The sequence below is a fragment of the Solibacillus sp. NPDC093137 genome (genome assembly GCF_050280445.1).
Taxonomy (GTDB): Bacteria; Bacillota; Bacilli; order Bacillales_A; family Planococcaceae; genus Solibacillus; species Solibacillus isronensis_B.
Window position 1 is genome coordinate 1,945,463 of sequence record NZ_JBNNVH010000001.1, and the last position, 24,023, is coordinate 1,969,485.

The window sequence follows — 24,023 nt, forward strand, 5'->3', positions numbered from 1 at the left end:
TTTATTTTTATTTTTGTTTCACATACAGCTGTGTATAGTAATTCATAAATGCTCCAGAACCGATATGCGTAAATTCTTCATCCGTAAGCAATGTGCGATGTTCTTTCGAGTTCATCCAGCCATGAATCACCTCAATGGCATCTTTATAATTTGTTGCCACATTGACACCATGCTGCTCATAACCCTGCTGCATTTCATTCAACTGGTCTTCAATCTTATATTCATCATCTGTCACTTGGGAATCCATCATCCCTAAAAACATATGTTCACTATTATAATCCGCCAAGGAAGCGAGCGTATCAGACGGGAGTAAAGCAGGCAATCCAAATTGCACACGCAAGGAGTTTGCCAAATCCGTCAATTGTCTCCGGTTCGCCAAATTAATATCAATTTGCATATAGCTGGAAGGGGTACTTGCTTCAAAGAGCTCTCCTATAAATTGCATTTCATACTGCTTATGTAATACGAGTGTTTCCCCATCGAGAAAACGGACACTGTATAATTGATTCGTATCGTGATCTATGTATAATTGCGCATACAGATTATCATATTTTACTAGAATGCGATCATGTAAATCTTGTTCATTCATTGCAAATATATAAATATTCTCCTCGAGTTCAACTGTTATTTCCTGCCCCAATACTGTCGTACGATAAATATCGTCCAATGGCTCACCGATTACAAACGGTGTGATATCAAATTCACTATTATTTGTATAAATCTGATTTACTCGATCTTCCTTCATACCGACCATTAACAGCCCATTGTCTGCCTCGTAAATCCACCATTCGTACCCATATTCCGTTGGATCGATTCGCTTCGGAGTACTATATGTTTCCAATACTTCCTTCGATGTTTTCCCTATTAGTGTAGAAATACCGGTAGCTGGTCGCGGAAGAAACTGTTCAGTCGGCATGGAAGGTTCCAGTTCGACTACAGGTTTCGTAATGCTTGGCGGGCCTTCCAATAATTCGGTTTGAGAGGATTCTTCATTTGAATAATAAAGAACAATCCCGATGCAAGTTGCAATAATTAATATGCGAAATAAAACTTTCATTAAAATCCTCCACCATTATTTTGGGTAGTATAATTATACCAATTTTGGACACTATGACACAATGTTGTCATTGCATCAATTACCATTTTGTTCTATTATTAGAATTGACCGTAAACTTATGTACGATAGGCAAAGGGAGGATAAAGAAATGTATTTTGAAAACACACAACTCGAACATGTTAAAGTTGATCAAGAAGTTTTAACGACAGTAATGGGCAAATTCGGTTTAGAGTGCCACGGTGCATGGGACTATGACCGAATGACATTTGACCGCTGCTATGATGTACGTGAAGGTCGTTTTTATTTACGTGTTTTTTGTAATGCAGTATCGGGTGATGTAGGTGCACATAATGCAACTTTAAATATCAACAAACCTGCAATTGGAAAATACTATTATCCACACGGTGTTGAATACACAGATGAGGTATTCCCGGGACATCTTGTAAAAGAGTGTGAAAAAGTACTGGCAGATGTTCGCAGAGAGCTATCAGCATACGGTATTTAATCCCTTTAAAAGCTGGCAACCCAACCCAGCTTTTTTTATTTGCCAAAAAAGCTCCCTATATCTAAATATAGGAAGCCTTCAAATTTAAAATCCTAAAATTGCTTTAAAGACAGACGTCGTTTCGCCGCCTTCATAAATAACATAAAGCAGTGAATATACAATAACCCCAGTAATCGCTACGAAGAACCAAATAATACTTGTAATCGCACCAATTTTGCGGTGTAATTTCAGCTTTGATTTAAGACCAGAAACTATACTAGTCAGACCGAATACTGCCCCAACTGTTGCTAATGTAATATGGAAAACTAAAAAGACTGTGTAATATATTTTCAGCTCATCCGGTCCACCGAAGGCCGTATTACCAATGAACACAGTTCGTGATACATAAATGATAAAGAATGCCAGTGCCGAAACACCCGCTGCCAACATTACTTTTCTATGTGCTTCCACATTTTTCTTCGCGATCAATACCCAGCCAATTGCTACGAGCACTGCACTAAGGACAATAAACGTCGTGCTTATAGTGGGTAATATAGGTAAATTCATTTTCAAATCTCCATTCTTACTTAATCTATCAATATGAACAACATTACTATGTTGATTGCTCCATTTGTACACAGTTTAACATCTTATTAGTACTGTGTTCTATTTTGAAACTCTTTTAAAGCATTATCTGTAATTTCCTGCTGATTTGAACGCTCTGTATTCCACCACTTACGGAAAATTTTAAATAAGATAACGCCAAATATAATTTCCTGAATAATTTTCATCAATACTCCGCCAACCTGCTGATCGCTCAATAAATCCATACTTGAGAACAACTCCGGACCAGATAATGTAAGTCCTGATAATGTAGTGGAAGGAACACATAATTCCATCGCCTTCAGCCACATGTCACTATCACTGTATGTACCGTACATTGGGCTCGAAGCAAATATAATAAGCGCACAGGCTGGTGTTATTAACACTGCATTCGAGGCAATATACGCCAATTTAGTCATATTCTTCATTTCATGCTGTCCATCAACATTATTCAATAATGGCCAGTACATAAAAATAGCTGAAATAAACAAAATCGCTGTATAAGCCAGGTGGTATATTTCGTTTAATTTAATCGTGTCAAATACAGATGGTAAATGATATACCGAAAATAAGCCAATAAAGACGATAATCGAAACGAGCGGTTTTGTAAAAATTTTAAAAATTGTCCGCATAACAGGTGCTTCCACAACCACTTTCCAAACCCACCAAGGAATTCCTTTAATAAAGAATATCGGCACTAATAATAATAAAAATGCCATTTGCGTCATATGCATCGTAAACATAATATGACCAAGCAAATCAATTGGAGAACCTTTAATTATATAAAAAGAAATAATTCCCAGTACAAAATAAGCTGCTTCACTTTTCTTTAACGGTTCACTCAATTTAAACTTATCTCGCCATGTAACAGTCAGTAAAAAATAGAAAGCCGTTACAAATAGTAAACACCCGAATAAATATGGGCTCCATAATGCTTGAAAACCGAATATACTTATTGGCATATGACCATGCTCCTTTAAACATCAGTAATTTTATTATAGATGGCAATTTCTCCAACATCAATGAAAGAACTATGACAATTGTTTGAATCAAACATGTATTTTACATATAGGTTAGACCGTACATTATTTAATATGAAGCTAAGTCAACCTTCCCATCTAATTAAGAGGTTAATTTCCATGGTGGGTGGACGCTTTCCGTGGGCATTGGGACTCGTCCCTATTAAGTGGATTTTCCGCTAGGCGCTTGTGTCTTTTGCTTTCGTCATAAATTTAAATTTGCTGATTCTCAGGAGTCTGCACCTTCCGCTTAAACTCCCAAATTTCTTATGTAACTATATAGCTCACTTTGCAAACATACCTATAAACAAAAAACGTCCCCAGCATTTGCTAAGGACGTCAATTGTTATGCGCTTAATTCCCCCACCAAATAATTGTCGTAAACGCCAGGAAGAACGTGAACGCGATGAAGGCTGCACTCCAGATGAAGAACTCAATTACACCAACCATATGTGTTGTGCGATCTTCCAAGTGCATAAAAGCATAAAGTTGCAGTACTACTTGTACTCCAGCCAATAATAAAATAATCGGAATGATAAATGTTGGAGCAAAGTCAGCCAGTACAGCGGCAAATGCGATAAAAGTCAGGAAAATCATGATCGCAAAGTTTACTACTTGTTTACGCATATGCGCTTTGGCATGTTCTCTGTCATATTCGAATTGCGCCTGAGTACGTACTTCTACATGAGTTTCGTGTCCCATTTTATCCAACCACTCCCATCAGATAGACTACTGTGAAAATGAATACCCATACAACGTCAATGAAGTGCCAATACAGTGAAGCTGCAAAGAACTTCGGTGCGTTGTATAGGTTCAATCCACGGCTACTATTGCGGATGATTAATCCCGTAATCCAAACTAAACCGATAATAACATGCAAACCGTGCATCCCTACGAGCGTAAAGAACGCAGAAGAGAACGCCGATTGTGTATAACCAAACCCGATGTGTATATAGTGCTGGAATTCATAGATTTCCAATGCAAGAAAGCCTAACCCTAATAAAACTGTAATCCCCATCCATGTACGAACACCGGAATAGTTAAAGTTTCTCATATGGTACATCGCATATACAGAGGTTAATGAAGATGTTAATAATAACATTGTCATTACAAACGCCAACGGTAATTCATAAAGTTCCTTTGCCGAGAATTCCATCCCTGCCGGACCGCTGTCTTTAAGCGCGATATATGTAGCAAATACACTCGCGAATAATACTGTATCCGATGCCAGGAAAATCCAAAGTCCAACTAACTTGTTTTTCCCTTCTAAAGTAGCTTGTTCAGGGTGTTTCGGCCAAGTTTGTGGAGTAAATTTTTGATTAAGATCCATTACTTGTTACCCCCTTTATTACCTGTTGCACGGTAGTGAGCTAAATCCGCTTCCACCTGTTCAATTTCAGAAACTGTTACGTGGAATCCTAAATCGTCTTTGAACGATCGAATGATCATACATGCAATTGTTAATCCTAGACCACCAATAATCAATGCTAAAGAAATGGCAGGTGTTGTTCCTGTCGCTGTACCAGCCTGAACTTGATCTCCCCACGGGCTGTATAGAGCACCAAATGCGGCAATCATCATTCCGATTGACATAATAAATGGCAGAATTGAATTATTTGGCATATGGATTTCACCTAACGGCTCAGCATAAACCATACCTTCTTTGTTGCCTTCTTCTTTTTCAATCCAATAAGGATCATAACCACGAATTAGTGGTGTTTGTTTAAAGTTATAGAATGGCAGCGGTGTTTCAAGCGCCCACTCAAGTGAACGACCATCGCCCCAGTAATCACGGCGGTTAACCGGTTCTGATTTAATCGATAATATTGCATCAATTACTAATAATACTACCCCGATTCCCATCATAATAGCACCGATTGACGAGATAAAGTTGAATAAATCCCAACCTTGACCTTCCATGTAAGTGAATACACGACGTGGCATACCCATTAATCCTAAGAAATGCTGGATGAAGAACGTTAAGTGGAATCCGATAAAGAACATCCAGAAAGTAATCATTCCCAGTTTAGGATTTAATGCACGGTTAAACATAATTGGCCAGTAGAAATGCGCTGAACCGAATAAACCTGTTACGATACCACCTACGATAACGTAGTGGAAGTGCGCTACGATAAAGTATGAATCATGCAGCTGATAGTCAAGTGGTGCAGTTGCCTGCATTACCCCTGTAACTCCACCAGCAACGAATGAAGGAATAAATCCAAGTGCATACAGCATCGGTACCGTTACTTTAATCGAACCACCCCAAATTGTAAGGATCCAGTTGAAGACTTTCATCCCAGTCGGAACAGCGATCGCCATTGTAGCAACAGCGAAAATGGCGTTCGCAGTAGCACCTAAACCAACTGTGAACATGTGGTGGGCCCATACCATGAACCCTAAGAAACCGATTAAAATTGTAGCGAATACCATTGATGAGTATCCAAATAAACGTTTACGAGCGAAAACCGGAATAATTTCCGAGAATAAACCGAATGCCGGCAGTACTAAGATGTATACTTCAGGGTGACCGAAAATCCAGAATAAGTGCTCCCAAATAATTGTATTACCACCCATTGTATGATCAAAGAAGTTTGCCCCAAACATACGGTCAACTAACATTAAGAACAATCCGCCAGTAAGTGGAGGGAATGCGAATAAAATTAGTGAACTTGCTACTAAAGTCGTCCAAGTGAATAAAGGCATACGCATGAACGTCATACCAGGTGCTCGCATCGTAATGATTGTTACGATGAAGTTAATACCTGAAATTAACGTACCTGCACCCGAAATTTGCAGACCAAGAATATAGAAGTCAATACCGTGGCCCGGTGAATATAAAGATAATGATGCATAAGAAGTCCAACCTGCATCAGGTGCTCCACCTAAAAAGAATGAAAGGTGAAGGAATACTGCACCAATAAAGAATAGCCAAAATCCTAATGAGTTTAAGAACGGGAATGCAACGTCACGCGCTCCAATTTGAAGTGGTACGACCGCATTCATAAAGGCAAATATTATTGGTGTTGCTGCTAAGAATAGCATCGTTGTGCCGTGCATTGTTAATAGTTCGTTAAATAGGCCTGCAGAAATGAATGTACTTTCAGGGAACATTAATTGGATACGCATCAGTAACGCTTCAAATCCTGCAATTGCGAAGAACAGAGTACCGGCTGCTAAATACATGATTGCGATCTTTTTATGATCGACCGTTGTTAAATAGTCCCATACATGTGCTCCAAAGCCCTTTTTCTGTGTAACAGAGCTCACACCTTTAACCTCCTTCAATGTTTCTCTCTAATGTAAATATTACTTTTCAACTGATAATGACATTAAATAGTCAGCGATTGCTTGTGCTTCCTCTTCTGTCACAAGTTTATCCGGCATCGTATTTCCTGGTTTGTATTTAGAAGGTTCATAAATCCAGTCTGCCGTATTTTCTACTGTATGTTCCATGTAACCAGCAACACGGTTACGGTCGCCGAAAGTTGTTAAGTTAGGACCTAATCCATTGCCTGCAACTCCGGACACTGCGTGACATCCTAAGCAAGAGTTGGCAAATGTTGCTTCACCTAAATTAGATGACTCTTTATCTGCTGTGGCACCTTCAGTAGCCTGCATTGCTGTAACCCATGCGTTGAATGCTTCCGGCTCAAGTGCTTTTACTTTGAAGTCCATTAAAGCATGTGAAGGACCACATAACTCCGCACATTTACCATAGAATACGCCTTCACCATCGTTTAAACCGGCTGATTCTCTATCAAACTGTAAATAGAATTTGTTAATGCCATCAACGTTTGTATCCATCTTTCCGCCAATAGCCGGAATCCAGAATGAATGTTTTACATCAGATGCGATTAAGTTGAAGTATACTTTTTCATCAGTTGGAACAACCAGTTCCTGTGCTGTAATAATTCCTTGGTTTGGATATTCAAATTCCCACCAGTATAACTTTGCCGTAACATTTACTGTAAGTGCAGTATTGTTACCGCTTTCGTCTACTTCGTCCATTGCAGCAACATTCGAAAATTTATACGTATAGTGCAGCGTTGGAACAGCTAAGACTAATAATAAAATAATTGGAATAACTGTCCAAATCACCTCTAAAGTATGGCTGCCTTCCACTTGCTTCGGCATATGGTCTTCGCCAACTTTTGAACGGCGGAATTTAAAGAAAGCAACTAAATAAATTGTCGATACGACAATAACGACTAATGCCATAATAGCTATGGATAAATATAAGATGTTTAATTGCTCTTTACCGACTTGACCAGATGGACGAAGCGTCGAGATATACTCTTCACCACATGCTGAAAGGAATACTGTCATTACTGTTAATAACGAGAATAAACGCCATTTTTTAAGCCCTTTCATCATAGCTTAATAAACCCCTCTTTCTTTGTTGTATTTTCATGTGTAACCATGACTGCGGTTATGTCTATGTGAATTCTTGTACAGTGCAATACTGTACTGGAAAGAATCCCGATCTTTTAGCCGCCCACTACTTGCTGCTTCCCTTTATATTCAAATATTGATTAGTCTCCTGTTCTTCTAATCGCGTTAAGTCAAATACAGATTCGATTGGAAAAATTCTAATATATTTGAGTAAAGTTTCACTTAAATGATACGGTTCAGAAATTTATAAGTCCTCACATGCTGACAGCAGTCACTGGTATCGGTTACAAAAATCCGCTTACGCAATAAGTAGGATTTTGAAATTACTGAGACATTTTTACTTATATCCCATTTTACTGCTAAATTCTAGTTTATACTATTTTGCTAGAAAAATAAGCAAAATATCTAGAAAACTTCGATTCTTCTTTAAGTCTTCAGTAATGTGAAGTACAGATTCCTATCTTTATAAGTGCAAGAAAACTTAAAGAGTAATTGTGCTAAAAATATCTATAGTTCGACGGGGTTTTGGCAAAAAGGTCCAATAACTTACTTCTCCTTTCAAATTTGTAAGCATATTCCGTTACCATAACTATATCTAAATTTGGATAGGATTTCTAGACGTTTCATGAAATTTCAAACTACTTCACGACAAACTTGACGAAACATGCAGAAATCTTTATCAACAACTATATAGTAATGTATTTTTTGCCAATATTTGTGAATACAAGAAGACGAATTTATGAACAATTTGTGAAAAAATGGTTGCGTTTACAACCTAATCCCTATTATGGTTGTATTTTTCAGTTATTTTCGCTATTATCTAAAATTAGAGACGCTCTTTGTAGCGAAGCGAAAATTAAAGTAGGTGAGCTCATTTTATGCATCAAAAATATTACAAATTTTTAAAATGGTTTGCTGTTTTGTCTACCCTCGGCATGTTGCTCATCCTTCAAGGTGGAGCACTTGTTACAAAGACCGATAGCGGTTTGGGCTGTGGAAGAAACTGGCCGGACTGCAACGGTTCATTAATACCGAAAGAAATTACAACAGAAGTATTAATTGAATTTTCTCACCGTCTTGTAACAGGATCAGTATCCATTTTTATCCTAATTCTTGTTATTTGGACATGGCGCGCACTAGGCCATATTCGTGAAGTTAAGCTTTTAGGGTTTTTAGCACTGTTCTTCCTTGCTCTTCAGGCACTTATTGGGGCTGCCCAAGTATTATGGGGACAAGGTGACTTTATTTTAGCGTTACATTTCGGGATTTCATTAATCTCATTTGCGGCTGTACTGCTGCTTACCTTGATTGTATTTGAAGTCGACAAAAAGTTTGATGCCGATCGATTGTACATGAGCAGGAAATTAAAAATACATACTATTTGCGTTACTTTATATTCATATATAGTTGTTTATAGCGGGGCTCTTGTACGTCATACCGATGCAAGTCTAGTCTGTCCAGATTGGCCGTTCTGCCGTAACGATCAACCAATGACGATGCCGTACAATATGTATGAGTGGGTTCAGATGGGGCACCGTTTTGCAGTGTTAATCTTCGTAATTTGGATTGCCTATATTGCTATCCATGTTATCAGAAACTACAAAAACCAGCGGATTATTTTCTGGGGCTGGACAATCGCTCTTTCACTTGTAATTTTACAAGTGATTGCCGGCATGCTTGTAGTCCTGTTAAAACTTCACTTATTCGTTTCATTAATGCACTCGTTATTAATTACACTTCTATTCGGTTTATTATGTTATTTGATTATGCTAGTTTCAAGGTCGAAATAAATTAATTAGGTTTATAGTTACTAGAAAAGGGAGAATGCAATTAGCACTCTCCCTTTCGTTACTCCACTGTAAAGCTCACGTCGATAAAGTATATATAAAATAAAGAGCCGGAAATTTTGAATCCAAAATTTCCGGCTCTTTTCATTTAGACTCGGTTACTTGTCCTATTCTAATTCAATAAGCAGATCGCCTGTTGAAATTGCATCTCCTGCTTTTGCATAGATTTCTTTTACAATACCGTCTTTCGGCGCTTGGACTGTTGTTTCCATTTTCATCGCTTCAGTAATTAATAAGTGCTCGCCACGTTTTACTGTGCTTCCTTTATTAACAACGACTTTTAGAACAGTACCCGGCATTGTTGCACCGATTTGGTTCGGGTTTGACGGATCGGCTTTCAGTGCAATGCTGCCGTCTACTTCTACCGTTAAGTCTTGAATTACCAGTTCACGAGATTGGCCATTCAGTTCAAAATAAATAATGCGTGTTCCATCATGCTGCGGTTCGCCGATTGATACAAGCTTAACAATCAGTGTCTTTCCTTTTTCGATTTCTACTTCAATTTCTTCACCAATTTTCAATCCATAGAAGAATGTAGGCGTATCGAGTACAGAAACATCGCCGAATGCATTCACAGCATCAGTATATTGCTCAAATACTTTCGGGTAAAGCGCATATGCGAGAACGTCTTGTTTAGACGGTGCTCGTCCACACTTTTCAGTTAATTCTGCTGTCAGCTGATCGAAATCAACCGGCGGCAACAATTCTCCAGGACGAACTGTAATAGGCGTACGATCCTTTAATACAACTTTCTGAATTTCCACCGGGAATCCGCCATGCGGCTGTCCTAAATAACCTTGGAAAAATTCAATAACAGATTCAGGGAAATCAATCGTTTGTCCACGCTCAACAATATTATCTTCCGTTAAATCATTTTGTACCATGAATAACGCCATATCCCCTACTACCTTTGATGACGGTGTTACTTTTACAATATCACCGAACATTAGATTTACACGGGAATACATTGTCTTCACTTCATCCCAACGGTCGCCTAAACCGACTGCTTTTGCTTGCTGCTGCAGGTTACTGTATTGACCGCCCGGCATTTCGTGTACATAAATTTCAGAATGTGGTGCATTCATGCCGCTTTCGAAATCAACATAATATTTGCGAACATCTTCCCAGTAGTAAGACAATTTTTCCAGGCTATCGATATCTGCCCGTACAGTACGCTCAGAACCCTTCATTGCATAGTACAATGAATTGGCGCTTGGCTGTGATGTTAAACCGGCCATTGAACCTAGTGCTGTATCAATAATATCAACACCTGCTTCAATTGCCTTCGCATATAAGTAAATGCCGTTTCCGCTCGTATCATGTGTATGCAGGTGGATTGGCAAACTAGTCGCATCTTTAAGCTCGGAAATAAGTCGATATGCAGCTTGTGGTTTAAGCAGTCCCGCCATATCTTTAATTGCTAAAATATGAGCGCCCGTCGCTTCTAGTTCACGTGCCATATCTTTGTAGTACTGAACCGTATATTTCGCGCGGCTGTCATCTAAAATATCGCCTGTGTAACAGATTGCCGCTTCCGCTACTTTTCCGCTATTACGCACTTCATCGATTGCTACTTCCATTCCTTTAATCCAGTTAAGCGAGTCGAAAATTCGGAAAACGTCCACACCTGAAGATGCAGATTCCTGAATGAACTCACGAATCAGATTATCCGGATAGTTCGTATAACCTACCGCATTCGCTCCGCGTAACAACATTTGAAACAGAACATTCGGAATTTTCTTTCTAAGTTTTTCCAAACGGTCCCAAGGATTTTCGCTTAAGAAACGGTATGCAACATCAAATGTTGCCCCACCCCACATTTCAAGCGAGAAATAGTCATGCATTAGACGAGATGTTTCGTCTGCAATTTCAAGCATATCCTGCGTACGTACACGCGTTGCAAGCAATGATTGATGGGCATCACGGAATGTCGTGTCTGTCAGTAATACATCTTCTTGCTCTTTAATCCATTTCACAAGTCCGTCTGCACCTCGTGCATCAAGAATTTGTTTTGTACCTTCTGGTGAAGGAATTAGAATATCTACTTTTGGCTTATCAGGCTGTACAAAAATCGGCTTTGTACGTTTTTCAACACCCGGGAATCCATTTAATGTGACATTTCCAATATAGTTTAATAGTTTTGTTCCACGGTCTTTACGTTCCGGGAATTCAAACAATTCCGGTGTCGTATCAATAAAGCTCGTATCAAACTCACCTTTTATAAATTTTTCATGTATTACAACATTACCCAAAAACGGGATATTCGTTTTCACACCTCGAATACGGAACTCACGTAAGTTACGGTCCATTTTTGCCGCGGCTTCTTCAAACGTCATTCCCCATGTCGAAATTTTTACAAGCAAGGAATCATAGTATGGTGTTACAACAGCGCCCTGGAAACCATTTCCTGCGTCCAGACGAACACCAAAACCGCCACTTGAACGGTATACCATCAGTTTCCCTGTATCCGGCATAAAGTCATTTGCAGGATCTTCCGTTGTTACTCGAGACTGAATCGCGTAACCGAACAGCGGAATTTTGTCCTGTACAGGAATTCCGACCTCTTTCGAATGAAGGTCAAGCCCTTCTGCTACTTTAATTTGTGCATGCACAATATCAAGTCCGGTAATCATTTCTGTAATCGTATGTTCAACTTGAATACGCGGATTTACTTCAATGAAATAAAACTGATTGTCTGCAACTAAAAATTCTACAGTACCTGCATTAATATAGCCGACATTTTTCATCAACTTAACAGCTGCATCACAAATCTCATTGCGGAGCTGTTCAGAAATAGAATTTGAAGGTGCAATTTCCACTACCTTTTGGTGACGTCGTTGAATTGAACAGTCACGTTCATATAGATGCACAATATTACCGTGTGTATCTCCGATAATTTGAACTTCAATATGCTTCGGCTTAATAATCGCCTTCTCCACATATACTTCGTCCGAGCCAAATGCCGCTTTTGCTTCAGATTTTGCACGATCATAAGCTGATTGCAGTTCTTCTTTGGAATTTACTAAACGCATTCCACGTCCGCCACCACCAAGAGCCGCTTTAATCATGATCGGGAAGCCGTATGTTTCACTGAACTGTTCTACTTCCTCCAAGTTTGCTACAGGACCGTCTGTACCCGGAATAACCGGAATTTGCGCAGAAACTGCCTGTTCACGCGCTTTAACTTTATCGCCAAACATATTAAGATGCTTAGAAGTCGGTCCAATAAATTGAATACCTTCTTCTTCACAACGGCGCGCGAAATCAACATTTTCCGATAAAAAACCGTAACCAGGATGAATCGCATCCACATTTGCCTCTTTTGCAATCTTAATGATGCCTTCAATATCCAAATAAGCATCAATCGGTTTTTTACCTACGCCAACGATATATGCCTCGTCTGCTTTATAGCGGTGATAAGATCCGCTATCTTCACGAGAATAAATTGCCACTGTTTTAATATGTAACTCATTACAGGCGCGTAAAATACGGATTGCAATTTCGCCTCGGTTTGCAACTAAAATCTTTTGAATCGACTTCATTTCTCCTTAACCCCCAATTACTTTCTTTTTTCCAATTTGTGATGTGTGGATACATTAATAAGTATCCCCATTGCCACTGAGAGCAATAATATAGAAGTACCGCCATAGCTTATAAAAGGTAACGTTACTCCGGTTAACGGGATAAGTCCCGATAATCCACCTAAATTAATAAAAGTCTGTAATCCTATCCATGTAGAAATGCCCGCCGCTAACATTCGTGCAAGCGGATCTTTTGTTGACATCGCGATATAATAACCGCGCATCACAATAAAGCCTAAACCAAGAATAACAATTGATACACCAAAAATCCCTAACTCTTCGGCAATGATCGCCATAATGAAATCGGTTTGCGGTTCCGGTACATACCCCAGCTTTTGAATCGACTGCCCGAGCCCTCGACCTTCCAAACCTCCTGCTCCGATTGCATAATATCCGTTGACTACATGATAACCGGAATTAAGCGGATCACTGAAAGGGTCTATAAAGGAAGTAATACGGCCTCTTCGACTTGCGTTAAAAACCGTGTCCCATTTAAAGATTAAAATCCCGATTATTCCGACAACCCCTAAAGCCGAAAGCAGTCCAAATATTCTGCCGAGCGTCTTACCTCTAAGTCCGCTCGTAATTACAACAACAAGTGCAATGGCTACAATGATAACTAGTGCACCGAGATCGGTTTCAAAACCGACAACAAGTACGATAAATAACCACATACCCAGCGGATACGACACATCATCAAATGTTAACAGCTGCATCGAACCCCTGTTCATACTTTTACGGTAAAAAGTTCCCGCAAAGAAAATAATAATAAAGAGTTTGGCAAATTCTGACGGCTGGAAATTCATAAGGCCGAACAGGCTGATCCAACTTCTGGAACCATTAACATTTTTGCCGGCTATTAAAAGCCATAACTCTAGTATAAACATAATTGCCAGCAAAAGACCTAATATAGATTTATTGGATAATCTTTTATATGGCGTAATGACAGCGACCGTAAACAAAATCAGCGCTAAAATTATATTGACGAGCTGCCGATTGTAATAAAAGTTCGGATTTGCATCATATTGAATAATAGAAACCCAAATACTCGAACTGTAGATCATGACAAGTCCAAATAACATTAACAAAATGTAAACGAACATCAACCCATAATCAAAATTGCGAAAATAATTTTTAAAATATTGTTTCATGTTATAAACCTCATCTTTGAAAAAAAAACTCAAACCGCAATGTAGCGTTTGAGTTTTCTTTTATTTGTCTGTATACGCATCATGTAATAAAGAAAGCTCTTTCTCTAACGAATCAAGAATTTGCTTGCCTTTTTCACGTTCGATCAGCCCGAGTCTCGCGGCAAATTCAATTTCACGCGATAAACCAAACATTTGTGTATCTAAAACTTCTTCATATAACGGACAAGATGGCATTGTCAAATTATCCATTTGTACGCGAATTAATCGAGCAATTTTATCTGCATCCGCAGTTAACAGCTCTAATGCTTTTTCCTGAAAGGAAGCTTGTGCTTTCGTATCCATGAGGACGCCCCCATCTATGATATTTCTTCGATTCTATCTTAGTAAAGTGTATCTTTTTACATTCAAAAATGCAAGTGTCTTTGTATGTTTTGCATTCAATTCAATTATATTTCTTTCTATGAGGAATCGCGTTATAATTATGAAGGAACATAGTGAAGGGGGACTTACAAATGACCGAAACAATCATTCCAATTAAAGGCGCGGTTAAATTTGAACTAACATTAGATCCTACTGTATGGATTTTTGATGATCGTAAACTGGATCTGAATACATATTTTGTTTCAGAAAAAGTTGAAGAAAATAACGAAAAATATTTACGTGACATGGGTGCACACTGGTCGCGTGAAATTATGGAAGGTGCAGTATTTCCGCCTACATTGAAAACAGAACGTAAATTTGACCGTAAAGGCATGATGACGGGCACATTCGGAATGGAAATCAAACCATTTTTGAAAAATGCCGAACTTGCTGATGGAGCAAATGAAGTTGTTTTTGAATGTACAACAGACGAGGAATTTGCATTTCCATTACAGCAGGCTGAAAGTTTCATTTTTAAATTCAGCCAAGAAGGAAAGCCACTTTTAGAAGATGGACCAGTACATGTGCTATTTGCTGATGGTTCAAATGTTGAAAATCCAATAAAAAATGTGCGTGCGATTCGTATTCAATAGGAGGATTTCGTCATGCGTGTAAAATGTGTCATTTGCGATACACTACATGAACTACCAAACGATTTACCTTTAGCAAAAAAATTACGCAATCGTCCAATCCATACGTTTATGTGCCCAACATGTTCGGAACGTATTTCCGAAAACACCCGTAAACGAATAGCAACAGGAAAATTCCGCTTTTTCCGAACATCATCGAAATTTGATGAAGAATTTTAAAATGCGACGGGCTCATAAAGAGCTCGTCGCATTTTTATTAATATTCAAAAGACTGTTCGTGGAATTTAAAGTCGACAAAGCTTTTTCCATTGATTTTGCTTAACTGGAAGAAGTTTAATACTTCTGTTTTTACCCCTTCAAAAACACGCTCTTCATCAACAACATACGCTTCAACAGTCACTGGTATTTCGCCGAATTGTGCTTTTACAGCATCTGCAATTTGCTGTGCTGTTGCTTCTGAAACTTCAGCGTCCACTAATAAGTGCACAGTAGCTTTTTCCGCTTTCACATTTTCAAGTGCTGTCTGTTCTTCCAAGCCTTCCTGGAAGACATTCGACATAACTAATATCTCTTCCCCAACGATTGGTTGAATCAGTTCATTCACCTGCATGTTTACATTTTCACCAAAATATTCGCCAAAATATTTACCGTCTTTTACTTCAAAATCATACACTGTTTTTGATGTTTCAGACTGGACCGTCACTTCAAAATCATCACCGATTGCAGGTGCCGTAGATTTTGTAACGACAAATTGATCGTTATAAATTTCACTTAATTCCGCTGCTGCATTATCTTCATTTTTCGCCGATAATACTGCAGGTATAAAAATAACGCAAGATATAATAATTAGCGCTAATCCAACAATGATAAAAATTTGCTTTTTAGTAAGGTTCATTTTTTCTACTCCATTTTAGTTATTATCCCCAGTAATGAATTATAACGCTCCGAATAAAGTGTTTTCAATTAAACCGACTTAAAAAAGAAGGGAATGTGTCCAAATTAACACATCCCCCTCTCTATTAACTTAGCTGTTTCGCTTCTTCTCGTTTTTCACGCCATAAACGTGATTTATAAATGATCAGAATTAACGCAGCTACAATTAAACCTTCAATCATCGGTAAAAATAGAGCTAAAAACGTTAACACCATACACCCTATAAACAGGAAAGTATAGATGATGACATTTCTGCCGAATGAAAGTTTTTTTGCAAAACCAAGTTTGTATACAATTGCCGACATAAGGAATACAAGAACGAATGTTGCATAGCCAGCTATTTCGTAGCTCGGTAAATTTCCGTATAAATATCTTGTAATTCCAGACATACGATTAAACACGTAATCACTTTCATTTGTAGATACCGTTGCCAGTAATACTAAATTTAAATAGCTACCAAACACAGCCGTAATATTCAACATCACTCAACCTTTCCTTAATGACGCCAATTAAGCTTCTAACTCAGCGTTCTTTTTCTTTTTAGCAACACGTTCACGTTCACCTTTATCAAGAATCTGTTTACGTAAACGGATTGATTCTGGAGTTACTTCTAAATACTCGTCATCACCTAAGTATTCTAATGCTTCTTCAAGTGATAAAATACGAGGTTTTTTAATAACATTCGTTTGGTCTTTATTCGCTGAACGGATATTTGTTTTTTGTTTTTGTTTTGTAATGTTAACAGTAATATCAGCATCACGTGTATTTTCACCAACAATCATACCTTCGTATACTTCAGTACCTGGCTCGATGAATAATGTACCACGGTCTTCTACTCCCATCATACCGTAAGTTGTAGCTTTACCGTTTTCCATAGATACTAATACACCTTGGTGACGGCCGCCAACTTTACCTGCTACTACTGGAGCGTAGTGATCGAATGTATGGTTCATCATACCGAAACCTTTTGTAATTGACATGAACTCAGTTGTATAACCGATTAAACCACGTGCTGGTACGTTAAAGATTAAACGTACTTGTCCAGAACCGTTGTTAATCATATCTAGCATTTCACCTTTACGAGTACCGATTGATTCAATAATAGAACCTACTGAATCTTCAGGTACATCGATTTGTACGCGCTCGATCGGCTCAGATTTAACGCCATCGATGTTACGGATGATTACTTGTGGTTTAGAAACTTGTAATTCATAACCTTCACGACGCATATTTTCGATTAAGATCGATAAGTGAAGCTCACCACGACCAGAAACTGTCCATGCATCCGGTGATTCTGTATCTTCTACACGTAAAGATACGTCTGTTTGTAATTGTGCAAGTAAACGCTCTTCAATTTTACGAGAAGTTACCCATTTCCCTTCGCGACCTGCGAATGGTGAGTTGTTTACTAAGAATGTCATTTGTAATGTTGGCTCATCAATACGTAATGGTGTTAACGCTTCTTGGTGGTCAACTGGACAAACTGTTTCACCTACGTTGATATCTTCCATTCCTGAAACCGCGATTAAGTCACCAGCTATTGCTGTTTCGATTTCTTCACGCTTAAGACCGAAGAAACCAAAGATTTTTGTTACACGGAAGTTTTTCACTGTACCGTCTAATTTCATTAGAGAAACTTGTTGACCTACTGAAATTTTACCGCGGAATACACGACCGATACCGATACGACCAACGAAGTCATTATAGTCAAGTAATGCTACTTGGAATTGTAATGGATCTTCTGAGTTATCAATTGGTGCTGGGATTGCTTCAATGATTTTCTCGAATAGGCAAGTCATGTTTTCTTCTTGATTTGCTGGGTCTGGATCTAAAGATGCTGTACCATTTACACCAGAAGCATAAACAACTGGGAATTCTAATTGATCTTCATCTGCACCTAGCTCGATTAATAATTCTAAAACTTCATCTACTACTTCCAGTGGACGAGCTGAATCTTTATCTACTTTGTTTACTACAACGATTGGTGTTAAACGTTGTTCCAATGCTTTCTTTAATACAAAACGTGTTTGAGGCATACAACCCTCATACGCATCGACAACTAAACAAACGCCATCCACCATTTTTAAGATACGTTCTACTTCTCCACCGAAGTCTGCGTGTCCAGGCGTATCAAGGATGTTGATACGAGTACCGTTATAATCTACTGCAGTATTTTTTGCTAAAATCGTAATTCCACGTTCGCGCTCTATGTCACCAGAGTCCATTGCACGTTCTTCAACACGTTCGTTTGAACGGAAAGTCCCTGATTGTTTTAATAATTGGTCTACTAACGTTGTTTTACCATGGTCAACGTGAGCAATAATTGCGATATTACGAATATCTTGACGTAAATTTGTCATTATTCCACTCCATATTCTTTTTTCAATTGTTTAACTGTGATATTATAGCACATGAAAGATTAAATGTCTTTTCACAATAATTAATTACATTTATTGTCACATATAAAAAGTATATGGAGGTATGAACGATGAATAAAGCAAAATTTGTAATGTTTATTTACGCATTAGCTGCGATTCTTTCAATGATTAGTATTGGTTTTGCATTTTCACTTGTTTTCATGACAGGGCCAAAATATGAAACAACAGGCTGGATCGGTGTTATTTTAGGTGTTATCGTTATGTGTGGAATTTTCGGTATGGCATTTAAGACAAAACGTAAATTCCGAGATCAAGGTTTACTATAGAAATAAAAACTTCGGTGACATAATCCAAAACCCCCATCTTTCTCTGCGAGAAAAATGGGGGTTTTTTGCTGTGCTTCAAAATTGATTTCCATTCCGGGACGCTTTCCGCGGGCGTGACGCCTGTAGTCTCAGGCGTCACGCTATTCCCGCTGGAGTCGCCCTCCATTTCAATCAATTTTATAAAATATCTTTTTCTTACAGAGAGTTTTTATCTTCTCCGATTAATTTCTACTTCTGTCATACCTACTTATTTATTTTTTTCTTCAATATATTTATTCAAAATTAACTGATGAATAGAAGGGTTGGCGATTAGGAATGTATCTTTCGATAAATAATCGAAATCTTTGCCTTCTAAGTTTGTCGCAATGGCCCCTACTTCTTTTGCAATAATGACTCCCCCGCCAATATCCCAAGGTGCAAGGCGCATGGACATATAGGCATCCAGCTTCCCGCTTACAACAAAGGCGATTTCCATAGCAGCCGAACCGTAAGAACGTGTACCGCGCACCGTACGAACAAGTTCGATAATTTTTTCATGATTGATGCGACTATTCGGCGTAACCCAGTTTGCATTGATGCCGATTACCGCCTCTTCGATTTTCACCGGCTGCAACCTACGCAGGGGAGAATCATTATACCATGCCCCTACACCTGCAATTGCATTAAATAAATCTTCCCTCATTACATCAAATATGTAACCTAATACCCCGATACCATCAACATAAATACCGATTGTAATCATGAAATGACGATGCTGCTTCACAAAATTCATCGTGCCGTCAATTGGATCAATAATCCATACAACACCTTCCAGATTTTCAACCTTTTCGCCCATTCCTTCTTCACCTAAAATACGATGGTCCGGATTAAATGCCTTTATTTTTTCAATAAAAAATAATTCCGTTTCCCGATCTATATTCGTTACTAAATCATTGGGATTCGACTTTGTTTCGATTTCAATATTATAGGAAAATGCTGCTCGAATATTTTTTCCTGCTTCAAAAATTATTTCTTTTGCAAATTCATCCAGTTTTCTTATATCCATCGTTCATCCACCTTCCGACAACAATCGCTAGTTTATATATATGTAAAAATGTTGAGCATTTCTAAAGTATCCTTATTATAACAAAAAATCACTTGCTTTCTTACGTCGGCAAGTGATTTTTTATTTTGGAAAAGTTTTTTTGTTACGCATATGCATGTAAACCCTTTAATTCCTCTTGAATTTCTGTTAATCGTTTTTTAGATTTATCAATTTCAGATTGATTTTTGTCATTCATCGCCGCATAGAGTGTTGCTAGTTCATAATCCATTTCCAACATTAAAATCTCTTCGTATTGCTTTTCAATATCAACTTTGCGTATAATCTTAATCATCTGTTTCATAATAAATCACTTCCTCATCATAATTTTTCAGACTTTAACCAAACTGGATAATATGAGTAATTCATTAAGACTTCTAGCCTCACCCTTAATGTTTTCCATTGGTATAAAGTTTCTATTACAAGATTTTTTCCCAAAAAATTAATAAAATAAACATTAAATCGAAAGGAATTATAAAAATGAGTATTGTCAAATGGACTAAAGAAGACTTCCAAGTATTTGATATTGACGGTCTAGATGAACGTATGGAAGCTTTAACAACAATTATCCGACCGAAGTTTAATGAACTATCAGAAACGTTTACAGGGTATTTCAGTGCACAAACAGGTGAAGAGTTTTTCGGTCATGTTGCGAAACATGCCCGCCGTACTGTAAACCCGCCAAAAGATTCCTGGGTTGCATTTGCTCCTTATAAGCGTGGTTATAAAGCTCTGCCGCATTTCCAGATTGGGTTATGGGGTACGCACCTTTTCATCGTTGTTGCAGTAATTTATGAAGCGCCGAAAAAAGAGGAAATGGCACAGCGCTTACTGAAAAATATGCAAGTGATTAAAGATTTATCCGATGATTACGTACTTTCCGGCGATCATATGCAACCAGATACGATCTCTTTAAAAGAAGCGCGCACCGAAAAGCTTGAACAGCTCCTTATACGCCTGCGTGATGTAAAAAAAGGAGAATTTCTTGTTGGGCGTCGTATACCTGCAGATGAAGCAATTAAAATGTCTGCAGAACAATTTCTGCAATTGGCTGAACAAACATTTGATGAGCTTCTCCCTGTTTATGAAGTCATCAAGGGTTAATTGCATCCATTTATTATTAATATGTACAAAAGACTGCTAAACATTCCAACAATTTAAAAATAATTTTAAAATTCTTAAAATTAAACTAAAAGCAGCATTTTTCCTCGGGGAGAAAAATGCTGCTCTTTACTGTACAGAAGATACATTTTTTTATATGCCTTGCCTTATCCTAGAACTTCTTCTGTCACAGCTTCGTTTTTATTACATTCTCACAATTTGCCCGTCCGCTAATTCTTTTGCAAGCTTTACGACACGGTATGGTACATAAGAGCTTGCCTGTTCGAATTCACGGCAGATTGTTTTTTCTTCCGCCTGGGAAGGTACAATTTCTTTAAAGCGTTTGTAGCGTGCCATGACTAGTTCACGCTTTGCCCCTTTTTCGTAAGCCATTTCCACCACTTCAAAAAAGCGCACGACATCGACCATTTCATCGGTTGTCCAGTCCGTCGATAACGGGTATGAATATTCCATAGTTATTACCTGCCTTTAATTATTACTGACCCCATTTTAAACGGATTTTTTCCGCTTGTACAACCATACGCTGAATTAATTCTTCAGCTGTCGGTACATCTTGAATTAATCCCGTTACTTGACCCGCCCAGCCGTAACCTTTTGTCGCATCGCCACCGTAAATGAAATTTTTGTTTGCTTCACCGCTAATATATGATTTCAGCGCTTCATATGTAGGCGTTTTTTGCTCTACTTCTAAAATCTCATCTGTAAATGCATTGCGGATTACTCGGGCAGGTGCACCGATCGAGCGTTTAATAATCGTCGTATCCGTTTCTTCACTTTCAATCAGTGCCTGTTTGTATGCTAGAGAAGCGTGTACACATTCTTTTGTCGCAATAAAGCGTGTCCCCATTTCAATTCCTTCCGCCCCTAATGCATGTGCTGCCATCCATCCTCGGCCATCTCCAATTCCCCCTGAAGCGATAACCGGAATCGATACACTATCGACTACTTGCGGTACGAGCACCATTGTTCCGACATCATCTCTTCCTAAATGGCCACCGCCTTCTTGTCCAACTACCATAACTGCATCCGCTCCCAGCTGTTCAGCTTTCTGAGCTTGTCGTTTCGCAGCAACAAGTACAAGTTTTTTACATGATGCATCTTTTAATATGTCGAATATCGGTGCAGGATTTCCCCCAGTAATTGTTACTACAGGTACACCCATTTCACCAGCCACCTCGATCATCTTTTCGTATCCTTTTCCATGCATTCCTATCGCAAAGTTTACTCCAAATGGCCGATCTGTCATTTCTCTCACTTTTTTTATTTCTTCTTTTAACGCTTCCGGTGACGGCAAGCTCATTGCGGTAATCTGTCCTAAGGCTCCTGCATTCGAAACCGCTGCAGCAAGCTCCGAGTAGGCCAGGTATGCTAATCCCCCCTGAATAATCGGGTATTGAATTTGTAGTAAATCAGTTACTTTTGTTTGCCATTTCATTGTTATTCCTCCTAAAATAATAACTGTCAATTCAGTTGATTAAAATATTTATATAGTCAGCAACTTTAATAGGTGCTATAATTCATTTGTTTTTAAAAAATACTATATAGTGAGGTGGTACCTGCGTTGTCACAGTTAGAGACTCCTTTGTTTGATGCATTACTTAAGCATCGCAACAGACACCCTATCCAGTTTCATATCCCAGGCCATAAAAAAGGGCAAGGTATGGATCCAGCTTACAGAGAATTTGTAGGCGACAACGTTTTATCAATTGATTTAATTAATATTGCTCCACTAGATGATTTACACGCTCCTAAAGGTGTGATTATGCAAGCACAAAACCTTGCTGCTGAAGCCTTTGGTGCTGACCATACATTTTTTTCCGTGCAAGGTACTAGTGGCGCCATTATGACGATGATTATGACTGTCGTTGGCCCAGGCGATAAAATTATAGTACCGCGGAATGTACATAAATCGATTATGTCAGCGATTGTTTTTGCAGGTGCTATCCCTATTTTTATCCATCCGGAAGTTGACAGTGAGCTCGGCATTTCTCATGGTATTTCACCAGAGTCCGTTGAGCGCGCATTGACGACATATCCAGATGCGAAAGCCGTACTTGTCATCAACCCGACATATTTCGGTTTTGTAGCAGATTTAAAACGCATTGTCGAAATTGTACATGCACGTAATATTCCAGTAATTGTGGATGAAGCTCATGGCGTTCATATTAAATTCCATGATGAGTTGCCGTTATCTGCAATGCAGGCCGGCGCGGATATGGCTGCTACGAGCACACATAAGCTTGGCGGCTCCATGACAGGCAGTTCTGTCTTAAACGTCAGAGAAGGCCTTGTAACAGCCAAAAGAGTACAGGCTGTATTCTCCATGCTAACAACGACATCGACTTCCTATCCCTTACTGGCGTCTTTAGATACGGCACGTCGCCAGCTTGCTGTCCATGGATATGATTTATTGGACGAAGCAATCCGTTTGGCAAAAGATGCCCGTAAACGCATTAATGCAATTCCGCATCTACATTGTGTAGGACGTGAAAAACTCGGAACTTCGGCTACATTTGATATGGATCCGTTAAAGCTGTTAATTTGCGTTAAAGATTTAGGCATTACCGGCCATGTTGCAGAAGAATGGTTACGTCATAACGCTAACTTAGAAGTAGAGTTGTCCGATCTATACAATATTTTATGCTTAGTAACAATTGGAGATTCGAAAAAAGAAATTAATTTACTTGTCAATGCTTTGACACGTATGTCGAAAAACTTCGAATCGGAAGCATCGATTACTGAAACAAATGTTCAAATACCTGAAATTCCCGCTCTTGCCATGACGCCGCGTGATGCATTTTATGCACAAACGGAAAGTATTCCTCTTGCACAGGCAGAAGGATATATTTGCGCAGAATTTATAATGGTGTACCCACCGGGCATTCCAATATTTATTCCCGGGGAAATAATTACGCAAAGCAATATCGATTTTATTAAGATGAATATTGAAGCAGGTCTCCCTGTTCAAGGACCTGAAGACAGTACATTAAAAAATATTCGTGTTATTAAAGAGCGGAAAGCGATTTATTAATATTT

The 24,023-nt window shown here is 38.6% G+C and carries 24 protein-coding genes; 7 read left to right on the forward strand and 17 right to left on the reverse strand.

Annotated elements, in window-relative coordinates; genetic code table 11:
• Positions 1-7: 7 nt before the first annotated feature.
• Positions 8-1,057 carry a CAP domain-containing protein gene (locus ACQKN3_RS09915; protein ID WP_427711077.1) on the reverse strand — a complete coding sequence of 350 codons (1,050 nt, stop codon included), beginning with the start codon at positions 1,055-1,057 and terminating at the stop codon, positions 8-10.
• A 148-nt stretch (positions 1,058-1,205) separates the two neighbouring features.
• On the opposite strand from ACQKN3_RS09915, the gene ACQKN3_RS09920 reads away from it, so the two are divergent.
• Positions 1,206-1,562, forward strand: coding sequence for a YugN family protein (locus ACQKN3_RS09920; protein WP_008403436.1), 357 nt, complete (start codon positions 1,206-1,208; stop codon positions 1,560-1,562).
• An 84-nt stretch (positions 1,563-1,646) separates the two neighbouring features.
• Here ACQKN3_RS09920 and ACQKN3_RS09925 read toward each other — a convergent pair whose 3' ends face one another.
• The 6 genes from ACQKN3_RS09925 to coxB all read right to left on the reverse strand — a co-directional run bounded on the left by ACQKN3_RS09925 (position 1,647) and on the right by coxB (position 7,540).
• Positions 1,647-2,108, reverse strand: coding sequence for a DUF420 domain-containing protein (locus ACQKN3_RS09925; protein WP_427711079.1), 462 nt, complete (start codon positions 2,106-2,108; stop codon positions 1,647-1,649).
• An 86-nt stretch (positions 2,109-2,194) separates the two neighbouring features.
• On the reverse strand, positions 2,195-3,106 hold the full coding sequence (gene ctaG / locus ACQKN3_RS09930; RefSeq protein WP_251689543.1) for a cytochrome c oxidase assembly factor CtaG: 912 nt from the start codon (positions 3,104-3,106) through the stop codon (positions 2,195-2,197).
• 411 nt (positions 3,107-3,517) lie between these two features.
• On the reverse strand, positions 3,518-3,865 hold the full coding sequence (locus ACQKN3_RS09935; RefSeq protein ID WP_251689544.1) for a cytochrome C oxidase subunit IV family protein: 348 nt from the start codon (positions 3,863-3,865) through the stop codon (positions 3,518-3,520).
• A gap of 1 nt (position 3,866) precedes the next feature.
• Positions 3,867-4,493, reverse strand: a complete 627-nt coding sequence (locus ACQKN3_RS09940) for a cytochrome (ubi)quinol oxidase subunit III (RefSeq protein ID WP_251689546.1) — start codon at positions 4,491-4,493, stop codon at positions 3,867-3,869.
• Entirely contained in the window at positions 4,493-6,433 is a 1,941-nt protein-coding gene (locus ACQKN3_RS09945; protein ID WP_251689548.1) for a cytochrome c oxidase subunit I, read from the reverse strand. Before ACQKN3_RS09945 ends, ACQKN3_RS09940 begins: the two co-directional genes overlap by 1 nt.
• Positions 6,434-6,472: 39 nt before the next feature.
• Positions 6,473-7,540, reverse strand: a complete 1,068-nt coding sequence (gene coxB / locus ACQKN3_RS09950) for a cytochrome c oxidase subunit II (RefSeq protein ID WP_251689550.1) — start codon at positions 7,538-7,540, stop codon at positions 6,473-6,475.
• 896 nt (positions 7,541-8,436) lie between these two features.
• On the opposite strand from coxB, the gene ACQKN3_RS09955 reads away from it, so the two are divergent.
• Positions 8,437-9,348: a COX15/CtaA family protein gene (locus ACQKN3_RS09955; RefSeq protein WP_427711083.1), complete on the forward strand. Its 912-nt coding sequence runs from the start codon at positions 8,437-8,439 to the stop codon at positions 9,346-9,348.
• 164 nt (positions 9,349-9,512) lie between these two features.
• On the opposite strand, the gene pyc is transcribed toward ACQKN3_RS09955, so the two are convergent.
• The 3 genes from pyc to ACQKN3_RS09970 are packed head-to-tail and all read right to left on the reverse strand — an operon-like array spanning position 9,513 to position 14,479.
• Positions 9,513-12,947, reverse strand: coding sequence for a pyruvate carboxylase (gene pyc / locus ACQKN3_RS09960; protein ID WP_427711085.1), 3,435 nt, complete (start codon positions 12,945-12,947; stop codon positions 9,513-9,515).
• A 17-nt stretch (positions 12,948-12,964) separates the two neighbouring features.
• Positions 12,965-14,137: an FtsW/RodA/SpoVE family cell cycle protein gene (locus ACQKN3_RS09965; protein WP_251689555.1), complete on the reverse strand. Its 1,173-nt coding sequence runs from the start codon at positions 14,135-14,137 to the stop codon at positions 12,965-12,967.
• 60 nt (positions 14,138-14,197) lie between these two features.
• Positions 14,198-14,479, reverse strand: a complete 282-nt coding sequence (locus ACQKN3_RS09970; protein ID WP_251689557.1) for a YlaN family protein — start codon at positions 14,477-14,479, stop codon at positions 14,198-14,200.
• A gap of 170 nt (positions 14,480-14,649) precedes the next feature.
• On the opposite strand from ACQKN3_RS09970, the gene ACQKN3_RS09975 reads away from it, so the two are divergent.
• Together ACQKN3_RS09975 and ACQKN3_RS09980 are read left to right on the forward strand one after the other, a co-directional pair.
• Positions 14,650-15,150: a peptidyl-prolyl cis-trans isomerase gene (locus ACQKN3_RS09975; protein ID WP_251689559.1), complete on the forward strand. Its 501-nt coding sequence runs from the start codon at positions 14,650-14,652 to the stop codon at positions 15,148-15,150.
• Positions 15,151-15,162: 12 nt separating this feature from the next.
• Positions 15,163-15,366 (forward strand): YlaI family protein, encoded by a 204-nt coding sequence (locus ACQKN3_RS09980; protein ID WP_251689561.1) that lies wholly within the window; start codon positions 15,163-15,165, stop codon positions 15,364-15,366.
• Between the two features lie 37 nt (positions 15,367-15,403).
• Here ACQKN3_RS09980 and ACQKN3_RS09985 read toward each other — a convergent pair whose 3' ends face one another.
• From ACQKN3_RS09985 to typA, 3 genes are all read right to left on the reverse strand, one after another.
• On the reverse strand, positions 15,404-16,042 hold the full coding sequence (locus tag ACQKN3_RS09985) for a fucose permease (RefSeq protein ID WP_251689562.1): 639 nt from the start codon (positions 16,040-16,042) through the stop codon (positions 15,404-15,406).
• A gap of 124 nt (positions 16,043-16,166) precedes the next feature.
• Positions 16,167-16,565, reverse strand: a complete 399-nt coding sequence (locus ACQKN3_RS09990) for a YlaH-like family protein (protein WP_427711088.1) — start codon at positions 16,563-16,565, stop codon at positions 16,167-16,169.
• Positions 16,566-16,589: 24 nt separating this feature from the next.
• Complete coding sequence (typA, locus tag ACQKN3_RS09995) at positions 16,590-18,440, reverse strand: translational GTPase TypA (protein WP_251689565.1); 1,851 nt, start codon at positions 18,438-18,440, stop codon at positions 16,590-16,592.
• 128 nt (positions 18,441-18,568) lie between these two features.
• Here typA and ACQKN3_RS10000 point away from each other — a divergent pair, with 128 nt between their 5' ends.
• Positions 18,569-18,784 (forward strand): DUF5325 family protein, encoded by a 216-nt coding sequence (locus tag ACQKN3_RS10000; protein ID WP_008403452.1) that lies wholly within the window; start codon positions 18,569-18,571, stop codon positions 18,782-18,784.
• A 247-nt stretch (positions 18,785-19,031) separates the two neighbouring features.
• Here ACQKN3_RS10000 and ACQKN3_RS10005 read toward each other — a convergent pair whose 3' ends face one another.
• Positions 19,032-19,829, reverse strand: a complete 798-nt coding sequence (locus ACQKN3_RS10005) for an inositol monophosphatase family protein (protein ID WP_427711091.1) — start codon at positions 19,827-19,829, stop codon at positions 19,032-19,034.
• A gap of 142 nt (positions 19,830-19,971) precedes the next feature.
• The gene (locus ACQKN3_RS10010; RefSeq protein ID WP_008403454.1) at positions 19,972-20,169 is read right to left on the reverse strand and encodes a hypothetical protein; all 198 of its coding nucleotides are present in this window, start codon (positions 20,167-20,169) and stop codon (positions 19,972-19,974) included.
• Between the two features lie 176 nt (positions 20,170-20,345).
• On the opposite strand from ACQKN3_RS10010, the gene ACQKN3_RS10015 reads away from it, so the two are divergent.
• On the forward strand, positions 20,346-20,969 hold the full coding sequence (locus ACQKN3_RS10015; RefSeq protein WP_427711093.1) for a YktB family protein: 624 nt from the start codon (positions 20,346-20,348) through the stop codon (positions 20,967-20,969).
• A 201-nt stretch (positions 20,970-21,170) separates the two neighbouring features.
• On the opposite strand, the gene ACQKN3_RS10020 is transcribed toward ACQKN3_RS10015, so the two are convergent.
• Entirely contained in the window at positions 21,171-21,440 is a 270-nt protein-coding gene (locus ACQKN3_RS10020) for a UPF0223 family protein (RefSeq protein ID WP_079524933.1), read from the reverse strand.
• Positions 21,441-21,462: 22 nt separating this feature from the next.
• Positions 21,463-22,422, reverse strand: coding sequence for an NAD(P)H-dependent flavin oxidoreductase (locus ACQKN3_RS10025; protein WP_427711095.1), 960 nt, complete (start codon positions 22,420-22,422; stop codon positions 21,463-21,465).
• 126 nt (positions 22,423-22,548) lie between these two features.
• Between ACQKN3_RS10025 and ACQKN3_RS10030 the strand changes: the two genes are divergently transcribed.
• Positions 22,549-24,018 carry an aminotransferase class I/II-fold pyridoxal phosphate-dependent enzyme gene (locus ACQKN3_RS10030; protein WP_251689573.1) on the forward strand — a complete coding sequence of 490 codons (1,470 nt, stop codon included), beginning with the start codon at positions 22,549-22,551 and terminating at the stop codon, positions 24,016-24,018.
• Positions 24,019-24,023: the final 5 nt, after the last annotated feature.

Excerpts from the sequence above, each read along its gene's own strand:
- ACQKN3_RS10025 (WP_427711095.1), bottom strand. The coding sequence starts at position 22,422 with ATGAAATGGCAAACAAAAGTAACTGATTTACTACAAATTCAATACCCG.
- ACQKN3_RS09965 (WP_251689555.1), bottom strand. The coding sequence starts at position 14,137 with ATGAAACAATATTTTAAAAATTATTTTCGCAATTTTGATTATGGGTTG.
- ACQKN3_RS09920 (WP_008403436.1), top strand. The coding sequence starts at position 1,206 with ATGTATTTTGAAAACACACAACTCGAACATGTTAAAGTTGATCAAGAA.
- ACQKN3_RS09940 (WP_251689546.1), bottom strand. The coding sequence starts at position 4,493 with ATGGATCTTAATCAAAAATTTACTCCACAAACTTGGCCGAAACACCCT.
- ACQKN3_RS09980 (WP_251689561.1), top strand. The coding sequence starts at position 15,163 with ATGCGTGTAAAATGTGTCATTTGCGATACACTACATGAACTACCAAAC.
- ACQKN3_RS09915 (WP_427711077.1), bottom strand. The coding sequence starts at position 1,057 with ATGAAAGTTTTATTTCGCATATTAATTATTGCAACTTGCATCGGGATT.
- ACQKN3_RS10015 (WP_427711093.1), top strand. The coding sequence starts at position 20,346 with ATGAGTATTGTCAAATGGACTAAAGAAGACTTCCAAGTATTTGATATT.
- ACQKN3_RS10020 (WP_079524933.1), bottom strand. The coding sequence starts at position 21,440 with ATGGAATATTCATACCCGTTATCGACGGACTGGACAACCGATGAAATG.
- ACQKN3_RS09955 (WP_427711083.1), top strand. The coding sequence starts at position 8,437 with ATGCATCAAAAATATTACAAATTTTTAAAATGGTTTGCTGTTTTGTCT.
- ACQKN3_RS10010 (WP_008403454.1), bottom strand. The coding sequence starts at position 20,169 with ATGAAACAGATGATTAAGATTATACGCAAAGTTGATATTGAAAAGCAA.
- ACQKN3_RS09925 (WP_427711079.1), bottom strand. The coding sequence starts at position 2,108 with ATGAATTTACCTATATTACCCACTATAAGCACGACGTTTATTGTCCTT.
- ACQKN3_RS10000 (WP_008403452.1), top strand. The coding sequence starts at position 18,569 with ATGAATAAAGCAAAATTTGTAATGTTTATTTACGCATTAGCTGCGATT.
- ACQKN3_RS10005 (WP_427711091.1), bottom strand. The coding sequence starts at position 19,829 with ATGGATATAAGAAAACTGGATGAATTTGCAAAAGAAATAATTTTTGAA.
- typA (WP_251689565.1), bottom strand. The coding sequence starts at position 18,440 with ATGACAAATTTACGTCAAGATATTCGTAATATCGCAATTATTGCTCAC.
- ACQKN3_RS09935 (WP_251689544.1), bottom strand. The coding sequence starts at position 3,865 with ATGGGACACGAAACTCATGTAGAAGTACGTACTCAGGCGCAATTCGAA.
- ctaG (WP_251689543.1), bottom strand. The coding sequence starts at position 3,106 with ATGCCAATAAGTATATTCGGTTTTCAAGCATTATGGAGCCCATATTTA.
- ACQKN3_RS09985 (WP_251689562.1), bottom strand. The coding sequence starts at position 16,042 with ATGAACCTTACTAAAAAGCAAATTTTTATCATTGTTGGATTAGCGCTA.
- coxB (WP_251689550.1), bottom strand. The coding sequence starts at position 7,540 with ATGATGAAAGGGCTTAAAAAATGGCGTTTATTCTCGTTATTAACAGTA.
- ACQKN3_RS09975 (WP_251689559.1), top strand. The coding sequence starts at position 14,650 with ATGACCGAAACAATCATTCCAATTAAAGGCGCGGTTAAATTTGAACTA.
- pyc (WP_427711085.1), bottom strand. The coding sequence starts at position 12,947 with ATGAAGTCGATTCAAAAGATTTTAGTTGCAAACCGAGGCGAAATTGCA.
- ACQKN3_RS09970 (WP_251689557.1), bottom strand. The coding sequence starts at position 14,479 with ATGGATACGAAAGCACAAGCTTCCTTTCAGGAAAAAGCATTAGAGCTG.